The organism is Apibacter muscae (assembly GCF_007845635.1).
GTDB lineage: Bacteria > Bacteroidota > Bacteroidia > Flavobacteriales > Weeksellaceae > Apibacter > Apibacter muscae.
Genome location: NZ_SELG01000041.1, coordinates 345930 through 361146, shown reverse-complemented (window position 1 = coordinate 361146; position 15217 = coordinate 345930). Strand labels below are relative to the sequence as shown.

The following is a 15217-nucleotide window of genomic DNA, read 5'->3' as shown; positions in this document are numbered from 1 at the left end:
TATAATAAAATTCTTATTTTGTTATAAATTATCATGAAGAATAAAAACTTATTGCTATTAGCTCTTTTTCTTTGTCTATTTTTAGTTAGCAGTTTAGCTTTATACCATAAAAATATGTACAAAGATGCATATGCATACCTAAAGGTTAAGTTATTTAAAAGTATTAATAAGGACATTGTTCATTTAAAACTTAAACCAGATAATTTAGCAGATAAGTCAAAAGAAGCGTATCAATTCATCCAAAATAATGGTTACGATACAACACATGCAATTTTAATAGATTTTAGTATTCATTCTGGGAAAAATCGTTTTTATGTATGGGATTATAACGAAAATAAAGCTATAATTAAAGGTTTAGTAGCCCATGGATATGGAAACGAAAACTTTAGAAGCACTCAAGAAAAAATAGTTTTTTCCAATGTCCCCAATAGTTATACATCTTCTTTAGGGAAATATAAAATTGGGGTACGAGCCCCTAGCCAATGGGGGACAAAAATCCATTATAAAATGCATGGTTTGGAAAAAACTAATAATAAAGCATTTTCAAGAATTATAGTATTGCATTCCTATAGTCAGATGCCTGATCATGAGATTTATCCGGAACATATACCTTTAGGATATAGTCAAGGTTGCCCGGTTATAGATAATAAAACAATGGAAAAGATGGATTCATTGTTAAAGAATAAAACAAAGCCAGTCTTATTATGGATTTATAATTAAAATTAGGACTATTCATTTAAAAGTCTAAATAAATAATTTTTCCAAGAAATCAATTTAAAAATTTTTAATAAAATCTAAAATAATTTCTATTGATCGGATATAAAGATTCACATTAAATATAAAAATTCAATTATAAAAAAGCTTTAAGAGCATAATTTTTTTATTTTGAATAAAAAACATTACATTTGCCCCAAAATTAAAAGAGCATAAATGCCAACTATTCAACAATTAGTAAGAAAAGGAAGGGCCACGCTTACCAAGAAGAGTAAATCGGCTGCTTTGGATTCTTGTCCACAAAGACGTGGAGTATGTACTCGTGTTTATACTACAACACCTAAAAAACCGAATTCAGCACTTAGAAAAGTTGCTAGGGTTCGTTTGACTAATGGGAAAGAAGTAAATGCGTACATTCCAGGTGAAGGACATAATCTCCAAGAGCACTCGATAGTATTGGTGAGAGGCGGAAGGGTAAAAGATTTACCGGGAGTTCGTTATCACATTGTAAGAGGAGCATTGGATACCGCAGGTGTTCAAGGACGTTTACAGAGAAGAAGTAAATATGGAGCTAAACGACCGAAAGACAAAAAATAGTAATAACGAAATTATTCAGGTAAGATGAGAAAAACGAAAGCAAAAAAACGCCCACTTTTACCAGATCCAAAATTTAACGATCAATTGGTAACACGTTTCGTTAATAACTTAATGAAAGATGGTAAAAAAAGTATAGCTTTTAAAATATTCTATGATGCATTAGATATTGTAGAAAGTAAAAAAGAAGATCAAGAAAAAACTTCTTTAGAAATTTGGAAAGATGCTCTAGAGAACGTTATGCCTCATGTTGAAGTTCGTAGCAGAAGAGTAGGAGGAGCTAACTTTCAAATACCAATGCCTATTCGTCCAGATAGAAAAATTTCTATGGCAATGAAATGGTTAATTAAATACTCTAGAGACAGAAATGAAAAATCAATGGCTCAAAGATTAGCAGCGGAAGTTATTGCTGCAGCTAAAGAGGAAGGAGCTGCTGTTAAGAAAAAAACAGATACTCATCGAATGGCTGAGGCTAACAAAGCATTCTCACATTTCAAATTCTAAGAATAATATGTCAAGAGATTTAAAATATACAAGAAATATAGGAATTGCTGCTCATATTGATGCAGGAAAAACTACTACTACCGAAAGGATATTATTCTATACAGGAGTTAACCACAAAATTGGTGAGGTACACGATGGTGCATCTACCATGGACTGGATGGCTCAAGAAGCAGAAAGAGGAATTACAATTCAATCTGCTGCAACTACATGTAGCTGGAATTTCCCGTTAACTGATGATGGTAAAAAAGTAGCGGATACTCATGCCTACCATTTTAATATCATTGATACTCCCGGACACGTAGATTTTACTGTTGAAGTAAATCGTTCATTACGTGTATTAGACGGTTTGGTATTCTTATTTAGTGCAGTAGATGGTGTTGAACCACAATCTGAAACTAACTGGAGATTAGCAGATAATTACAAAGTTCCAAGAATGGGATTTGTAAATAAGATGGACCGTCAAGGGGCAGATTTCTTAAATGTTTGTCGACAAGTAAAAGATATGTTAGGTTCCAATGCTGTTCCTATCGTTCTTCCTATAGGATCTGAAGAAGATTTTAAAGGAATTGTTGACTTAGTAAAGAATAGAGCTGTAGTTTGGCATAACGATAATTTTGGTTCTACCTTTGATATCGTTGAAATTCCTGAAGATATGAAGGAGGAAGTTCAAGAATATCGTCAATTTTTAATCGAAGCTGTTGCTGAATATGATGAAGGATTGATGGAAAAATTCTTTGAAGATCCAGATTCAATTTCTGAAGAAGAAATTCATGAGGCTTTAAGAAAAGCTACTATTGATATTAGTATCATCCCTATGGTATGTGGATCTTCCTTTAAAAATAAAGGAGTTCAGTTTATGCTAGATGCAGTTTGTAGATATTTACCTTCTCCAATTGATAAAGAAGCAATTGAGGGTACGGATCCTAAAACAGATGAGCCTATATCTAGAAAACCATCTGCAAAGGAACCATTTGCAGCATTAGCTTTTAAAATTGCTACTGACCCATATGTAGGACGTTTAGCATTCTTTAGAGCATATTCTGGGCATTTAGATGCAGGTTCTTACGTACTAAATACACGTTCTGGAGATAAAGAGAGAATTTCTCGTATTTATCAAATGCATGCGAATAAACAGAATCCTATTGAATATATTGAAGCAGGGGATATTGGTGCAGCAGTAGGATTTAAAGACATCAAAACTGGAGATACACTTTGTGATGAAAAAGCTCCGATAGTTTTAGAAAGTATGGTTTTCCCAGATCCAGTTATAGGTATTGCAGTTGAACCGAAAACTAAAGCTGATGTTGATAAACTTGGTTTAGCTTTATCTAAATTAGCAGAAGAAGATCCAACATTCCAAGTAAAAACGGATGAAACTACAGGTCAGACTGTAATTTCAGGGATGGGAGAGCTTCACTTAGATATTATTGTTGATCGTTTAAAGAGAGAGTTTAAAGTTGAAGTTAACCAAGGACAACCTCAAGTAGAGTACAAAGAAGCACTTATGCAATCTGCTGATCATCGCGAAGTTTATAAGAAACAAACCGGTGGTAGAGGTAAATTTGCTGATATTGTGTTTCAATTATCTCCTGCCGATGAAGGTAAAGTTGGGTTGGAATTTGTTAATGAAATCAAAGGTGGAAATATTCCAAGAGAATTTGTTCCATCTGTAGAGAAAGGATTTAAAGAAGCCATGAAAAATGGACCTTTAGCAGGATATGAAATTGATGGAATGAAAGTTATTTTAAAAGATGGTTCTTTCCACCCTGTGGATTCAGATCAGTTATCCTTTGAATTAGCTGCTAAATTAGGATTTAAAGAAGCAGCTAGAAAAGCGAAACCTGTAATTATGGAACCTATTATGAAATTGGAAGTATTAACTCCAGAAGAATATATGGGGGATATTGTAGGAGATTTAAATCGTCGTAGAGCTACGGTTAATGGTATGGATGATAGAAATAATGCTAAAGTTATTAAAGCTTTTGTTCCATTATCTGAAATGTTTGGATATGTTACTTCTTTAAGAACATTATCTTCTGGACGTGCAACTTCTACCATGGAGTTTGATCATTACGAAGCAGCTCCACAAAATGTTGCAGATGATGTAATAGCAAAAGCTAAGGGTACAAACGCATAATATTAAAAACATGAGCCAAAAAATTAGAATAAAACTTAAATCATACGATTATAATTTAGTTGATAAATCAGCGGAAAAAATCGTAAAAACAGTAAAAGCTACTGGTGCTGTTGTTAATGGTCCAATTCCATTACCTACACACAAAAGAATTTTTACTGTGTTACGTTCTCCACACGTTAATAAAAAATCTCGTGAGCAATTTCAGTTAAACTCTCACAAAAGGTTAATGGATATTTACAGTTCATCTTCTAAAACTGTAGATGCTCTAATGAAATTAGAATTACCTAGTGGAGTTGAAGTAGAAATAAAAGTATAATTGTAATAGATTATATTTATTAAAAGCCTCTCATATCAATGAGAGGCTTTTTATTTGTAGTAATTAAAAATTTTTATTTCAATTTATATTATTTAATAGTACTTCAATAAAGCTGACTAAAATGCATATACAATTGTAATGTTAATAATTTTTTCATAAAATAACATTTTAAAATCGTATTTTTACATTCGAAATTTTGAAAACTAATGGGAAAAATTATTGCTATTGCAAATCAAAAAGGAGGAGTTGGAAAAACTACTACAGCTGTTAATTTAGCAGCTGCAATAGGAGTTTTAGAGAAGAAAGTTCTATTAATAGATGCCGATCCTCAAGCAAATGCTAGTTCTGGTTTAGGGATAGATGTTGATCAAGTTGAAGTAGGAACCTATGAAGTTTTAGAACATAGTGCCCAAGCTAAAGATGCCATTCAAAATACTACATCTCCTAATGTTAAATTAATTCCAGCGCATATAGATTTAGTAGCTGCAGAAATAGAATTAGTAGACAAAGAAAAGCGGGAGTATATGTTAAGAGAAGCGCTTCAAGATATAAAGTCAGACTTTGACTATATAATCATTGATTGTGCTCCATCTTTAGGTTTAATTACTTTAAATGCTCTTACAGCCGCAGATTCTGTGATAGTTCCTATTCAGTGCGAGTATTTTGCTTTAGAAGGACTAGGGAAATTATTAAATACCATTAACAGTGTTCAGAAATTGCATAATCCTACACTTACAATTGAGGGTTTACTTCTTACCATGTACGATGCTAGATTACGATTATCCAATCAGGTAGTAGAGGAGGTAAAAACACACTTTCCTAACATGGTATTTGAAAGTTTAATTCAAAGAAATGTTAGATTAAGTGAAGCCCCTAGCTTTGGTGAATCAATTCTAAAATATGACGCTGAAAGTAAGGGGGCTATTAATTATATTTTATTAGCAGAAGAAGTATTAAATAAAAATAAAGAGGAAGTTAAATAATCTTATGTCAGGGGATAAAAAAAGAGCTATGGGCAGAGGATTATCTGCAATTTTAAGTGAAAATTCAAAAAAAGTGAATTCAGCAGAGGAAAAAGGAGCTGAAGAACTGGTTGGTAATATTGTTGAAATTTCATTAGAGGATATAATTACCAATCCTAATCAACCAAGAAGTAATTTTGAAGAAAAGGCACTAAAAGAATTATCAATATCCATCCAACAACTTGGACTTATACAGCCTATCACTGTTCGAAAAAATGGAAGTAAGTACGATCTAATATCTGGTGAAAGAAGATATAGAGCTTCTAAAATGGCGGGTTTAAAAAAATTACCTGCTTTTATTCGCTTAGCGAATGATCAGGAATTACTTGAAATGGCTCTAGTTGAAAATATTCAACGTAGAGATTTAGATCCTATTGAAGTTGCCTTATCTTTTGAAAAATTGATTGAGGAAATTCAAATAACCCAAGAAGATTTAAGTCATAGAGTAGGCAAAGATAGAAGTACAATTACCAACTATTTAAGATTATTAAAATTATCTCCGATTATTCAAACCGGAATTAGAGATAATATTATATCAATGGGGCACGGAAGAGCTTTAATTTCTTTGGAAGATCATGGACAGCAAATATTTGTATATGAAAAAGTGGTTAAAGAACAACTATCCGTAAGACAAACGGAAGCCTTAATTAGAACCATAAAAAATCCAAAGGAAAAAAAAGATAAAAAAGTAAGGGAACTCTCCAATTCACTTAAAAAAGGACTAAAAACATTTGAAGATTTTTTTGAAACGGATAAAGTAGAAATCAAGGCAAGTGATAAAGGTAAAGGTAAAATAATTATTAATTTTAATTCTGAAGAAGAATTTCAAAGAATTCAAAAGTTTTTAGAAAATTAAGTAATGATTAAAATTATACTCTTAATTTTTTCATTTTTAACAATATCTATTGTTAAATCTCAACATTCTAAGCAAGATAGTTTAATCTCTGTTCAGGAAGATCTAATTATTAAAAATACCAATAGAATTGACTCATTAACACAAAGCCTTACCAGAAGTCCTTTAAAAGCATCCTTATATTCAGCCATATTACCTGGTTTAGGACAAATGTATAATAGAAAATATATTAAGGCACCTATAGTTTTAGGAGTAATTGCAACCGGAGTAGGTTTTATAAAACATTATGACGATAGATACAATAAGTATCATAAAGCATATTTAGCTCAATTATCAGGTAAACCCCATGAGTTTTCAGGAGTACAAGGAATTGATGCTCGAGTATTGGCAAATGCACAAGATACAGAAAGAAGAAATAGAGATTATGCTATTGTACTCACTACATTAGCCTATCTACTTAATATAGTTGATGCTGCTGTTGATGCACATTTATCAATATTCGATAAGGATAAAGATCTTGCGATAAAACCTGTTATACTTGAAGATCCAAATACTGTATTATACAATCAAAAGTTGGGCTTAGCATTTAGCTTTAACTTTTAGTAAACTTTAATATTTAAAATTTAAACAAAATTTCATGAAAATAGCATTAGTAGGTTATGGAAAAATGGGAAAAGCTATAGAAACAATAGCTGAAGCTCAAGGAGATCAAATAGTTGCTAGACTTGAAGAAAAGCCGACTAAAGAAAATATAAATGAAGCAGATGTAGCCATTGAATTTTCCACCCCTCAAACAGCATATGACAATGTTGTGGCTTGCTTAGAATTAGGTATACCAGTTGTTTGTGGAACTACAGCTTGGCTAGATAGATTGCCTGAAGTAGAGAAAATCTGTAGTCAGGTTAATGGTGCATTTATTTATGCGTCTAATTATAGCTTAGGAGTTAACTTATTCTTTGAAATAAACAAAAGAATTGCTCAATTGATGAAAAATCATCCAGATTATACAATTAGTTTGGAAGAAATACATCACACTGAAAAAAAAGATGCACCAAGTGGAACTGCCATAACATTAGCAGAAGAAATTATACCAATCTATCATATGGATGGTTGGAAATTATCTTCTGAATCTTCAAGTAATCAATTAGCTATTGAAGCCAAAAGAGAAAAAGATGTTCCCGGAACACATACAGTATTGTATAATTCAGAAGTAGATCAAATTGAAATAAAACACATCGCTCATTCTAGAAAAGGCTTTGCTTCAGGCGCTTTAGTAGCAGCTAAATGGTTAGTAGGAAAAAAAGGTATTTTCACAATGAAGGATGTGTTAGGATTATAAAATTATTTTAGATGAATTTATTACAATATTACTTAATTTTTGGAATAATTACCAATATTCTATATTTTTTAACAACATGGAAATTATTTCAAAAAGCAGGTAGAAAAGCTTGGGAATCATTAATTCCTGTATATAATTTATTAGTTACTATTAAAATCATCCATAGGCCTTGGTGGTGGATTTTTATAGTGTTTATTCCGATTGTGGGACCTATAATGACCATAATAATTTTAGTAGATTTTATCAGTCATTACAATAGAAGATCGTGGATGGATGCTTTGTTCGTTGTGTTATTTTCTTTTATTTTTTTAGCCTATGTAAATTATTCACCACAAACCAAATATATCGGTAAGATTGAAAGAAAGGAAACTCTTATTTCAGCAGTACTTTTTGCAGTTATATTTGCAACCGTTATTCATACCTTCATTATTCAACCTTTTACGATTCCAACCGGATCAATGGAAAGAACCTTATTGGTTGGTGATTTTCTTTTTGTTAATAAGATAAAATACGGAATACGATTACCTATGACCCCGGTGGCATTGCCGTTTTTACAAAATAAAATACCTTTAGGGGATAGTAGTAAGCCACAGCACCAAACCAACTCCTATATAGATAATATACGTCTTCCTTACTTTAGACTTCCTGGATGGACGGATGTCAAAAGAGGAGATATAGTAGTTTTTAACTATCCTACAGATTCCCTACATACGGCTATTGATCGTAAAGATCCTTACGTTAAGAGAGCAGTAGGTGTACCAGGAGATATTTTGGAGATTAAAGATGCAAATCTATATGTAAATGGTAAACCTGAAAATATAAAAAAGGACGAAGAGCAACAAAGAAAATATAACATTTATACCAATGAATCAGGAATAAGTCCAAAAAAAATAGATGATTTATTAGGGTATGCTCCCTATTTTGAAACTCAATCTGAAATAAGAGATAAAAGAAAATATACTTTTGAAGGATTAACTACCGAAAATTTAAATTTAATTAAAAATTTAAATACGGTTGATTCTGTTGCTCAAGACATAGCCAAAGTAGGTGTGCAAGATCTTAGGATCAATGCTTACGGAAAAATTGATTCAGCTCAATCAATATTTCCAATCACTAAGCATTGGAATAGATCACAGTATGGACCTATCCAAATCCCACGAAAAGGTGATGTTATACATTTAAATCATGAAAATATTGAGCAGTATAGAGATATAATTACTAGATATGAAAATAATGATTTGAAGATAGTTGGTAATCAATTTTACATAAATGGAACCCCTACAGACAATTACACAATTAAACAAAATTATTATTGGATGATGGGAGACAATAGAGATAATTCTTTGGATAGTAGATATTTTGGATATGTTCCAGAAAATCATATAATAGGTTCCCCTGTATTTACTTGGTTAAGTATCCAAGGATTGTTTGAAAATACATTTAAAACACCTTCGGGAGAAAAAGTGGACGGATACGGACATAAAGCCAAGTTTAAAATAAGATGGGATCGAATGTTTAAAATTCCAAATACCGATACATTACCCAAAGATAAAACTAGTTACTTACCCTATTTCATTGTTCTTTTAATTGCATATTTTTCTTACGATTATTTTAAGAAAAAAAAGAAAAAGAAATTAAAGAATCAATAATATGTTACAAAAAAAAGATGGATTTTATATCCATCTTTTTTTATAAATTAAATTATCTAAATTCGGGATTACTACTCGTTTTAATTAGCTTTCCACTACCTTTAACACCTCTCTTACCATCGAAGTAATATGACTTATAATAAAGTGTATTGCCTTCAATTTTCTCAGGCGATATAGATATACCACCATTGTCATTTATAAATTTTTTAAAAGGATCCTTTTTAGCTTCTTTTTTATCAAAGAATAAAATGTAATCACAGTCGTTTAACCATCTTATATTCTTATTAGATTTAATCCCATTAACTATTTCCAGTTGTTTATTTTTGTTTCGAATAATAACTGAATTTAGAGTTAGATTTTCATTATTTATATTGTTAAATTCGCCGATGGTGAATTTTCGGCATTCGTCACTATTTACTTGTCCTATAGAAAAATACGAGGAAACAGTAAAGAAAATAAAAATAATCTTTTTCATCTATCAAAGATATAAATAAATAAAAAACATAAAAAGATTTAATTTAATCTAAACTAATAGGATTTTTTGCCTTGTTTATCTATATAAAAAAGAGTACTTTTACAAGCTATCATTTATAATAAATAATAAATCATATGACAGGAGAAGGGGAAAAGTTAATTCCTATAAACATTGAGGATGAGATGAAATCATCTTATATAGACTATTCCATGTCTGTAATAGTTTCTAGAGCTCTTCCTGATGTAAGAGATGGATTAAAGCCCGTACATAGAAGAGTTTTATTTGGAATGCATGAACTAGGAGTTACCTCAAGTAGTTCTTATAAAAAATCGGCCAGAATTGTAGGGGAAGTTATGGGTAAATATCATCCGCATGGAGACTCTTCCGTATACGATACTATGGTACGTTTAGCTCAAGAATGGTCGATGAGATATCAATTGGTAGATGGACAAGGAAACTATGGTTCCATAGATGGTGATCCACCAGCAGCAATGCGATATACGGAGGCAAGATTAAAAAAGATTTCAGAAGATATACTTTCAGATATAGATAAAGATACGGTTGATACTCAGTTAAACTTTGATGATACTTTAGAAGAGCCTAAAGTTATGCCAACACGTATTCCTAATCTATTAATTAATGGAGCATCAGGAATAGCGGTGGGAATGGCAACTAATATGGCACCACATAATTTATCTGAATCTATTGATGCTATTTGTGCTTACATTGAAAATAGAGAAATAACCATTGAAGACTTAATACAATATATTAAGGCTCCAGATTTCCCAACCGGCGGAATTATTTATGGATATGAAGGAGTAAAATCTGCCTTTGAAACAGGAAGAGGACGAATTGTTTTAAGGGGTAGAGCGAATTTTGAAGAAGTACATGGTAGGGAGGCAATTATAGTTACAGAAATTCCTTATCAAGTGAATAAAGCAGATATGATTGCTCGTACTGCAGAATTAATTAAAGAAGATAAATTACAAGGGATTTCCGAAATAAGAGACGAGTCCGATAGAAAAGGAATGAGAGTTGTCTACATTTTAAAAAATGACGCAATTCCAAATGTAGTTTTAAACTTGCTTTATAAATATACGGCTTTACAAACTTCTTTTAGCGTTAATAATATAGCCTTAGTGAAAGGTAGACCGGTTCAGCTAAATTTAAAAGATATTATTCATCATTTTGTTGAACACAGGCATGATGTTGTCGTTCGAAGAACCAATTATCTTTTAAGAAAAGCACAAGAGCGAGCACATATTCTAGAAGGATTTATGAAAGTGATAGCCACTCAAGATTCTTTAGATTTAGCCATTAAAATAATTAGAAATAGCTCGAATCCAAGTGAAGCTAAGTCAGGATTAATTCAAGAATTTGAATTGTCTGAAATTCAAGCTCAAGCAGTTTTAGATTTAAGATTGGCTCGTCTAACCGGAATGGAGTTAGATAAAATCCGAGAGGAGTATGAGGCTATCATGAAAGAGATTGAATATTTGAATAACATTCTTAATGATGAAGGACTACGTTTTCAAATAATCAAAGAAGAATTGCAGGAAATTAAGAAAAAGTATGGAGATGAAAGACGTACTGAAATTAATTTTGCTGGTGGAGAAATGAGTATTGAGGATATTATACCTGATGAGAAAGTAGTATTAACTATTTCTAAAATGGGTTATATTAAAAGAACTTCTCTTTCTGAATACAAAACTCAATCAAGAGGAGGAATAGGAAATAAAGCAGCATCTACCAGAGATGAAGATTTCCTTGAATATGTAGTTTCTGCAACTGCACATCAGTATATGCTATTCTTTACTGAAAAAGGAAAATGCTTTTGGTTACGTGTTTATGAAGTTCCTGAGGGATCAAAAGCATCTAAAGGTAGACCAATTCAAAATTTAATAAATATTGAGTCAAACGATAAAGTAAAAGCTTATATATTGACTCATGATTTAAAAAATGAAGAATATACCCGAAATACTTTCGTGGTAATGGTAACTCAAAAAGGAACCATAAAAAAAACATCCCTTGAAGCATATTCAAGGCCAAGATCAAACGGTATTAATGCAATAAATGTTAGAGACGGTGAAACATTGATTAGCGCAAGTTTAACTTCTGGGAACGATGAAATTATGTTGGCAACCTTATATGGTAAAGCACTTAGATTTCCACAAGAAAAACTTAGATCCATAGGAAGAAATGCATCAGGGGTAAGAGGAATTACTCTTGGAGATGATAAGGATGAAGTTATTGGGATGGTAATCATTTCAGATTCAGAAAAAGATACAGTGTTAGTTGTATCTGAAAAAGGTTATGGAAAAAGGACCCATGCGGATGCATATAGAATAACTAATAGAGGAGGAAAAGGGGTAATAACATTAAACATTACTGAAAAAACCGGAGGATTAATAGCTATTCAGAAAGTTTCAGATGATAATGATTTAATGATCATTAATAAATCCGGAGTTGCAATTAGAATGTCTGTAGAGGAATTAAGAGTTATGAGCAGAAATACACAAGGAGTTAGACTGATCAATCTTAGAAAAAACGATGAAATTGCTGCAATAACAAAAATTGAAAAGGAAGAAGGAGTAGAAATTGAAGAAGATATTAAAGATACTGAAAATTACTCTGATTTAGTAAATGAATAAATATATCTAATAAACAAAAACTATATTTTAAAGCCTCTTATTTTAAGAGGTTTTTTTAATTAAATATTAAGGAATATTATAAATTTGAATTATTTTATGCTAAAAATTTCTAAATAATCATATGTTAATTAAAATAAATGATTTTGTAAGTCAATTAATTATAATGTAATATAAACTTTATTTCGTACTTTAGTTGCATGAATAAATAAAATGAAAAGAATTTGCCATTTGATTTTTCTAATCTTGTTATTAAATTTAATTAATTCATGCAGCAACGAAGATGATTTAGAAGGAAATAGAGAAAATTCATATAGCCCTAAAAAAGAAACTTATTATTTTTATGTTACTTTTGGAACTATGCCTTCCTTATATGCTAGTTTACATGCATTATCACATAATAATCCTACCTATTTTTCTTGTGAAAGAATAAATACTTTTGATGTTAATTTATTCCCATCCAATATAACTTTTTTATATGGAGATAATAATCCTAATAAGATATCTGCACGGGATATGATGAAAAATAGGATTATGGAAATTAATAGAATGGAACCTAATTCCGTTTTTGAATTTTTTGTTGATGATTTGAGATCTAGACTAGGATATGATTGGTTTGTAGCACAGGGTATTGATTCTTCAAAGGTAAAAGTGACTTTGTTGTCTGATGGAACAGCAACTTATAATAATTTTTTTGACTATTTTTATAATCCATCTCAAGGTAATGCTAAATGGGATGATGTAGCAAGTGAAATAAATAATCTAAAATGGAATTCAGTTGATAAATTGATAACACCTAAATTAGCTGAATATCAGTCTCATGATTGGCCTTATTATATGTCTACTTTACCAAACTATACTTATTTTAAGCAAGATAAGAATTTATTAGAAACACAAAGTAGCTATATTAAATCTCAAGTGATGAATATGAAAGTAAAAAATATTTCTCCTTTAGATTTATTAAACTCATTACCCTTAGAAAAGCAAAACTTATTTTATAATTTAACAAAGTTTGATAAACAAAAATTCAGTGAATTATTTAAAAAATCACCAAAAAAGAATTTAATAATAATTGGAACAACTAATTCCTCTGCCCAAGAACAATATATAAGTCAGGTATACAATGAATATTCTAATGAATATGATATATTTTATAAACCGCACCCAGCTGATAAGGATTATTTAGATTATGAAAAAACTTACCCTGGTTTAATCTTACTACCTGCACAAATGCCTTTTGAGGTTTTTGTATGGTCGCTGATTGATGAAATTGATGTAATTGGAGGAAATCAATCAACAGTATTTATGACCGTTCCTGTAAATAAAATTAAATTTTTATTTGCAAAAGATTCAGAATCTTTATTTAAGCCTTTAAATTTAATTTTTAAAGATGCAGATATTGAGTGGATACAATAATATAAAAGCCAAAATTAATTTTTTGGCTTTTGTTATTTTAAACATTCAACGATAATTTTAGACTTCATTTCAGTTTCGTACCATTCCTTTTCAGGATTGCTTTGTGCGGTTATTCCACCACCAACAAATAATAATGCCCCATTACTAAATAGTTTTCCACATCTTAGATTTACAAAATATTTCTTGAAACTTATATCTTCTAGCCCAATAAATCCTGCATAGAAATCTCTATCATAGCCTTCATTTTCATCAATGAATTTTTTACTTAAATTTAAAGGCAAACCGCATACAGCAGGTGTAGGATGCAAAGCGTTTATTAATTCGTATATAGATTTATCATTTTTTATTTGAGAAGAAAAATGAGTAACTAGATGTTTAATGTGATTAAGACCATAGGTTTCTGGACCTAATATTGATATATTATCGCAGTAAATATTTAGGATTTGATATATATAATCAGAAACTAATTTCTGTTCATAAATTTCTTTTTCACTCCAATGGTATGAATTTTTGTTGGGTAAAGTGCCTGCCAATGCCATAGTTTTAAAAATAGAGTTGTCATAATATCCTAAAATTTCAGGAGTTGAACCGATCCAAATCTCGTCATTGTTCCACACACTTAAATGACAGAAAGAGTTTGGATTAGCATCACACAATGCTAAGAAAGAATTAATTGGATTAATATTTGATCTTGAAAGCCATAAATTTCTGGATATTACAATTTTTAAAGCATTACTGTTTTTAATATAATCTATTGTTTTATTTACTAGCGTGATATAATCATTTTTATTTAGAATCTTTACTTCTTCACTTTTGCTTAACGAGAAATTTAAATTTTTGAATTCGGGTTTATGAAGTTCAATTAAGTTATGATATGAAAGTATATATTGTTTAGAATTATTAAAGGAATTGAACTTGTATAAATTAGAACCATTTTTATCATTTTCAATTAGAAAATATTTTGAGCATTTAGGCAAACGTATTATTGCAAATGGTAATTTATACATACAGATTACTCAACATTAATTATTTAATTCTGTCCTTTTTTACAATTCTATTAATCATTGTAACAAAACAATTTTTAAATTTTTTACCTTCAATTTCATTAAAAATATTAATTTCTATAACTTGAGTTGATCTTCCTTTATGTATAAATGTTGCTATGGCTATAATTTTACCTTCTTTAACTGGTTTTAGGTGATAACCATTCACTTCAGAACCAAAAACATAATTTTCATCTAAATTAGTGGTGGTCATAGATAAACAGGAACCTATGGTTTCAGCCAATGCTAAAGATGTTCCTCCGTGTAAAAAATTCATAGGTTGTAAAACTTTAGAGCATACTTCTAATTCTGCTATTAAGCTATCTTCTGTAAAAGAAATAAATTTAATTCCTAACGTTTCTATAAGCGTATTCTTAGAAATTTGATTTAATTGATTTATAATTTCTGAATTTTTCACAATCTTATAATATATAAATTTATGTTTACAAACATAATAAATATTTATCTAAACTTATATAAATTTATTTGTTACTCAATAATTGAAGG

Annotated in this window: 15 protein-coding genes; 12 read left to right on the top strand and 3 right to left on the bottom strand. The window is 30.3% G+C overall.

Annotated elements, in window-relative coordinates; translation table 11 throughout:
* The first annotated feature begins 33 nt into the window (after positions 1-33).
* From ETU08_RS10765 to lepB, 10 genes are all read left to right on the top strand, one after another.
* The gene (locus ETU08_RS10765; protein ID WP_146263029.1) at positions 34-720 is read left to right on the top strand and encodes a murein L,D-transpeptidase catalytic domain-containing protein; all 687 of its coding nucleotides are present in this window, start codon (positions 34-36) and stop codon (positions 718-720) included.
* A 210-nt stretch (positions 721-930) separates the two neighbouring features.
* Entirely contained in the window at positions 931-1311 is a 381-nt protein-coding gene (gene rpsL, locus ETU08_RS10760; RefSeq protein WP_146263028.1) for a 30S ribosomal protein S12, read from the top strand.
* Positions 1312-1335: 24 nt separating this feature from the next.
* Entirely contained in the window at positions 1336-1812 is a 477-nt protein-coding gene (gene rpsG / locus ETU08_RS10755; RefSeq protein WP_146263027.1) for a 30S ribosomal protein S7, read from the top strand.
* 7 nt (positions 1813-1819) lie between these two features.
* On the top strand, positions 1820-3949 hold the full coding sequence (fusA, locus tag ETU08_RS10750) for an elongation factor G (RefSeq protein ID WP_146263026.1): 2130 nt from the start codon (positions 1820-1822) through the stop codon (positions 3947-3949).
* A gap of 10 nt (positions 3950-3959) precedes the next feature.
* A complete protein-coding gene (rpsJ, locus tag ETU08_RS10745) occupies positions 3960-4265 on the top strand; it encodes a 30S ribosomal protein S10 (RefSeq protein WP_055425679.1) in 306 nt (101 codons plus the stop codon).
* 206 nt (positions 4266-4471) lie between these two features.
* Entirely contained in the window at positions 4472-5248 is a 777-nt protein-coding gene (locus ETU08_RS10740; protein WP_146263025.1) for a ParA family protein, read from the top strand.
* Between the two features lie 4 nt (positions 5249-5252).
* Positions 5253-6143: a ParB/RepB/Spo0J family partition protein gene (locus tag ETU08_RS10735; protein ID WP_146263024.1), complete on the top strand. Its 891-nt coding sequence runs from the start codon at positions 5253-5255 to the stop codon at positions 6141-6143.
* Positions 6144-6146: 3 nt separating this feature from the next.
* On the top strand, positions 6147-6743 hold the full coding sequence (locus ETU08_RS10730; protein WP_146263023.1) for a DUF5683 domain-containing protein: 597 nt from the start codon (positions 6147-6149) through the stop codon (positions 6741-6743).
* Positions 6744-6777: 34 nt separating this feature from the next.
* The gene (gene dapB / locus ETU08_RS10725; protein ID WP_146263022.1) at positions 6778-7479 is read left to right on the top strand and encodes a 4-hydroxy-tetrahydrodipicolinate reductase; all 702 of its coding nucleotides are present in this window, start codon (positions 6778-6780) and stop codon (positions 7477-7479) included.
* Positions 7480-7490: 11 nt separating this feature from the next.
* The gene (gene lepB / locus ETU08_RS10720) at positions 7491-9128 is read left to right on the top strand and encodes a signal peptidase I (protein WP_146263021.1); all 1638 of its coding nucleotides are present in this window, start codon (positions 7491-7493) and stop codon (positions 9126-9128) included.
* 52 nt (positions 9129-9180) lie between these two features.
* On the opposite strand, the gene ETU08_RS10715 is transcribed toward lepB, so the two are convergent.
* Positions 9181-9603, bottom strand: a complete 423-nt coding sequence (locus tag ETU08_RS10715; protein ID WP_146263020.1) for a hypothetical protein — start codon at positions 9601-9603, stop codon at positions 9181-9183.
* A 134-nt stretch (positions 9604-9737) separates the two neighbouring features.
* On the opposite strand from ETU08_RS10715, the gene gyrA reads away from it, so the two are divergent.
* Together gyrA and ETU08_RS10705 are read left to right on the top strand one after the other, a co-directional pair.
* The gene (gene gyrA, locus ETU08_RS10710; RefSeq protein ID WP_146263019.1) at positions 9738-12254 is read left to right on the top strand and encodes a DNA gyrase subunit A; all 2517 of its coding nucleotides are present in this window, start codon (positions 9738-9740) and stop codon (positions 12252-12254) included.
* A gap of 210 nt (positions 12255-12464) precedes the next feature.
* Complete coding sequence (locus tag ETU08_RS10705) at positions 12465-13667, top strand: polysialyltransferase family glycosyltransferase (protein ID WP_146263018.1); 1203 nt, start codon at positions 12465-12467, stop codon at positions 13665-13667.
* Between the two features lie 32 nt (positions 13668-13699).
* On the opposite strand, the gene ETU08_RS10700 is transcribed toward ETU08_RS10705, so the two are convergent.
* On the bottom strand, positions 13700-14674 hold the full coding sequence (locus tag ETU08_RS10700; RefSeq protein WP_146263017.1) for an isochorismate synthase: 975 nt from the start codon (positions 14672-14674) through the stop codon (positions 13700-13702).
* Between the two features lie 19 nt (positions 14675-14693).
* Positions 14694-15128 (bottom strand): hotdog fold thioesterase, encoded by a 435-nt coding sequence (locus ETU08_RS10695; RefSeq protein ID WP_260391090.1) that lies wholly within the window; start codon positions 15126-15128, stop codon positions 14694-14696.
* Positions 15129-15217: the final 89 nt, after the last annotated feature.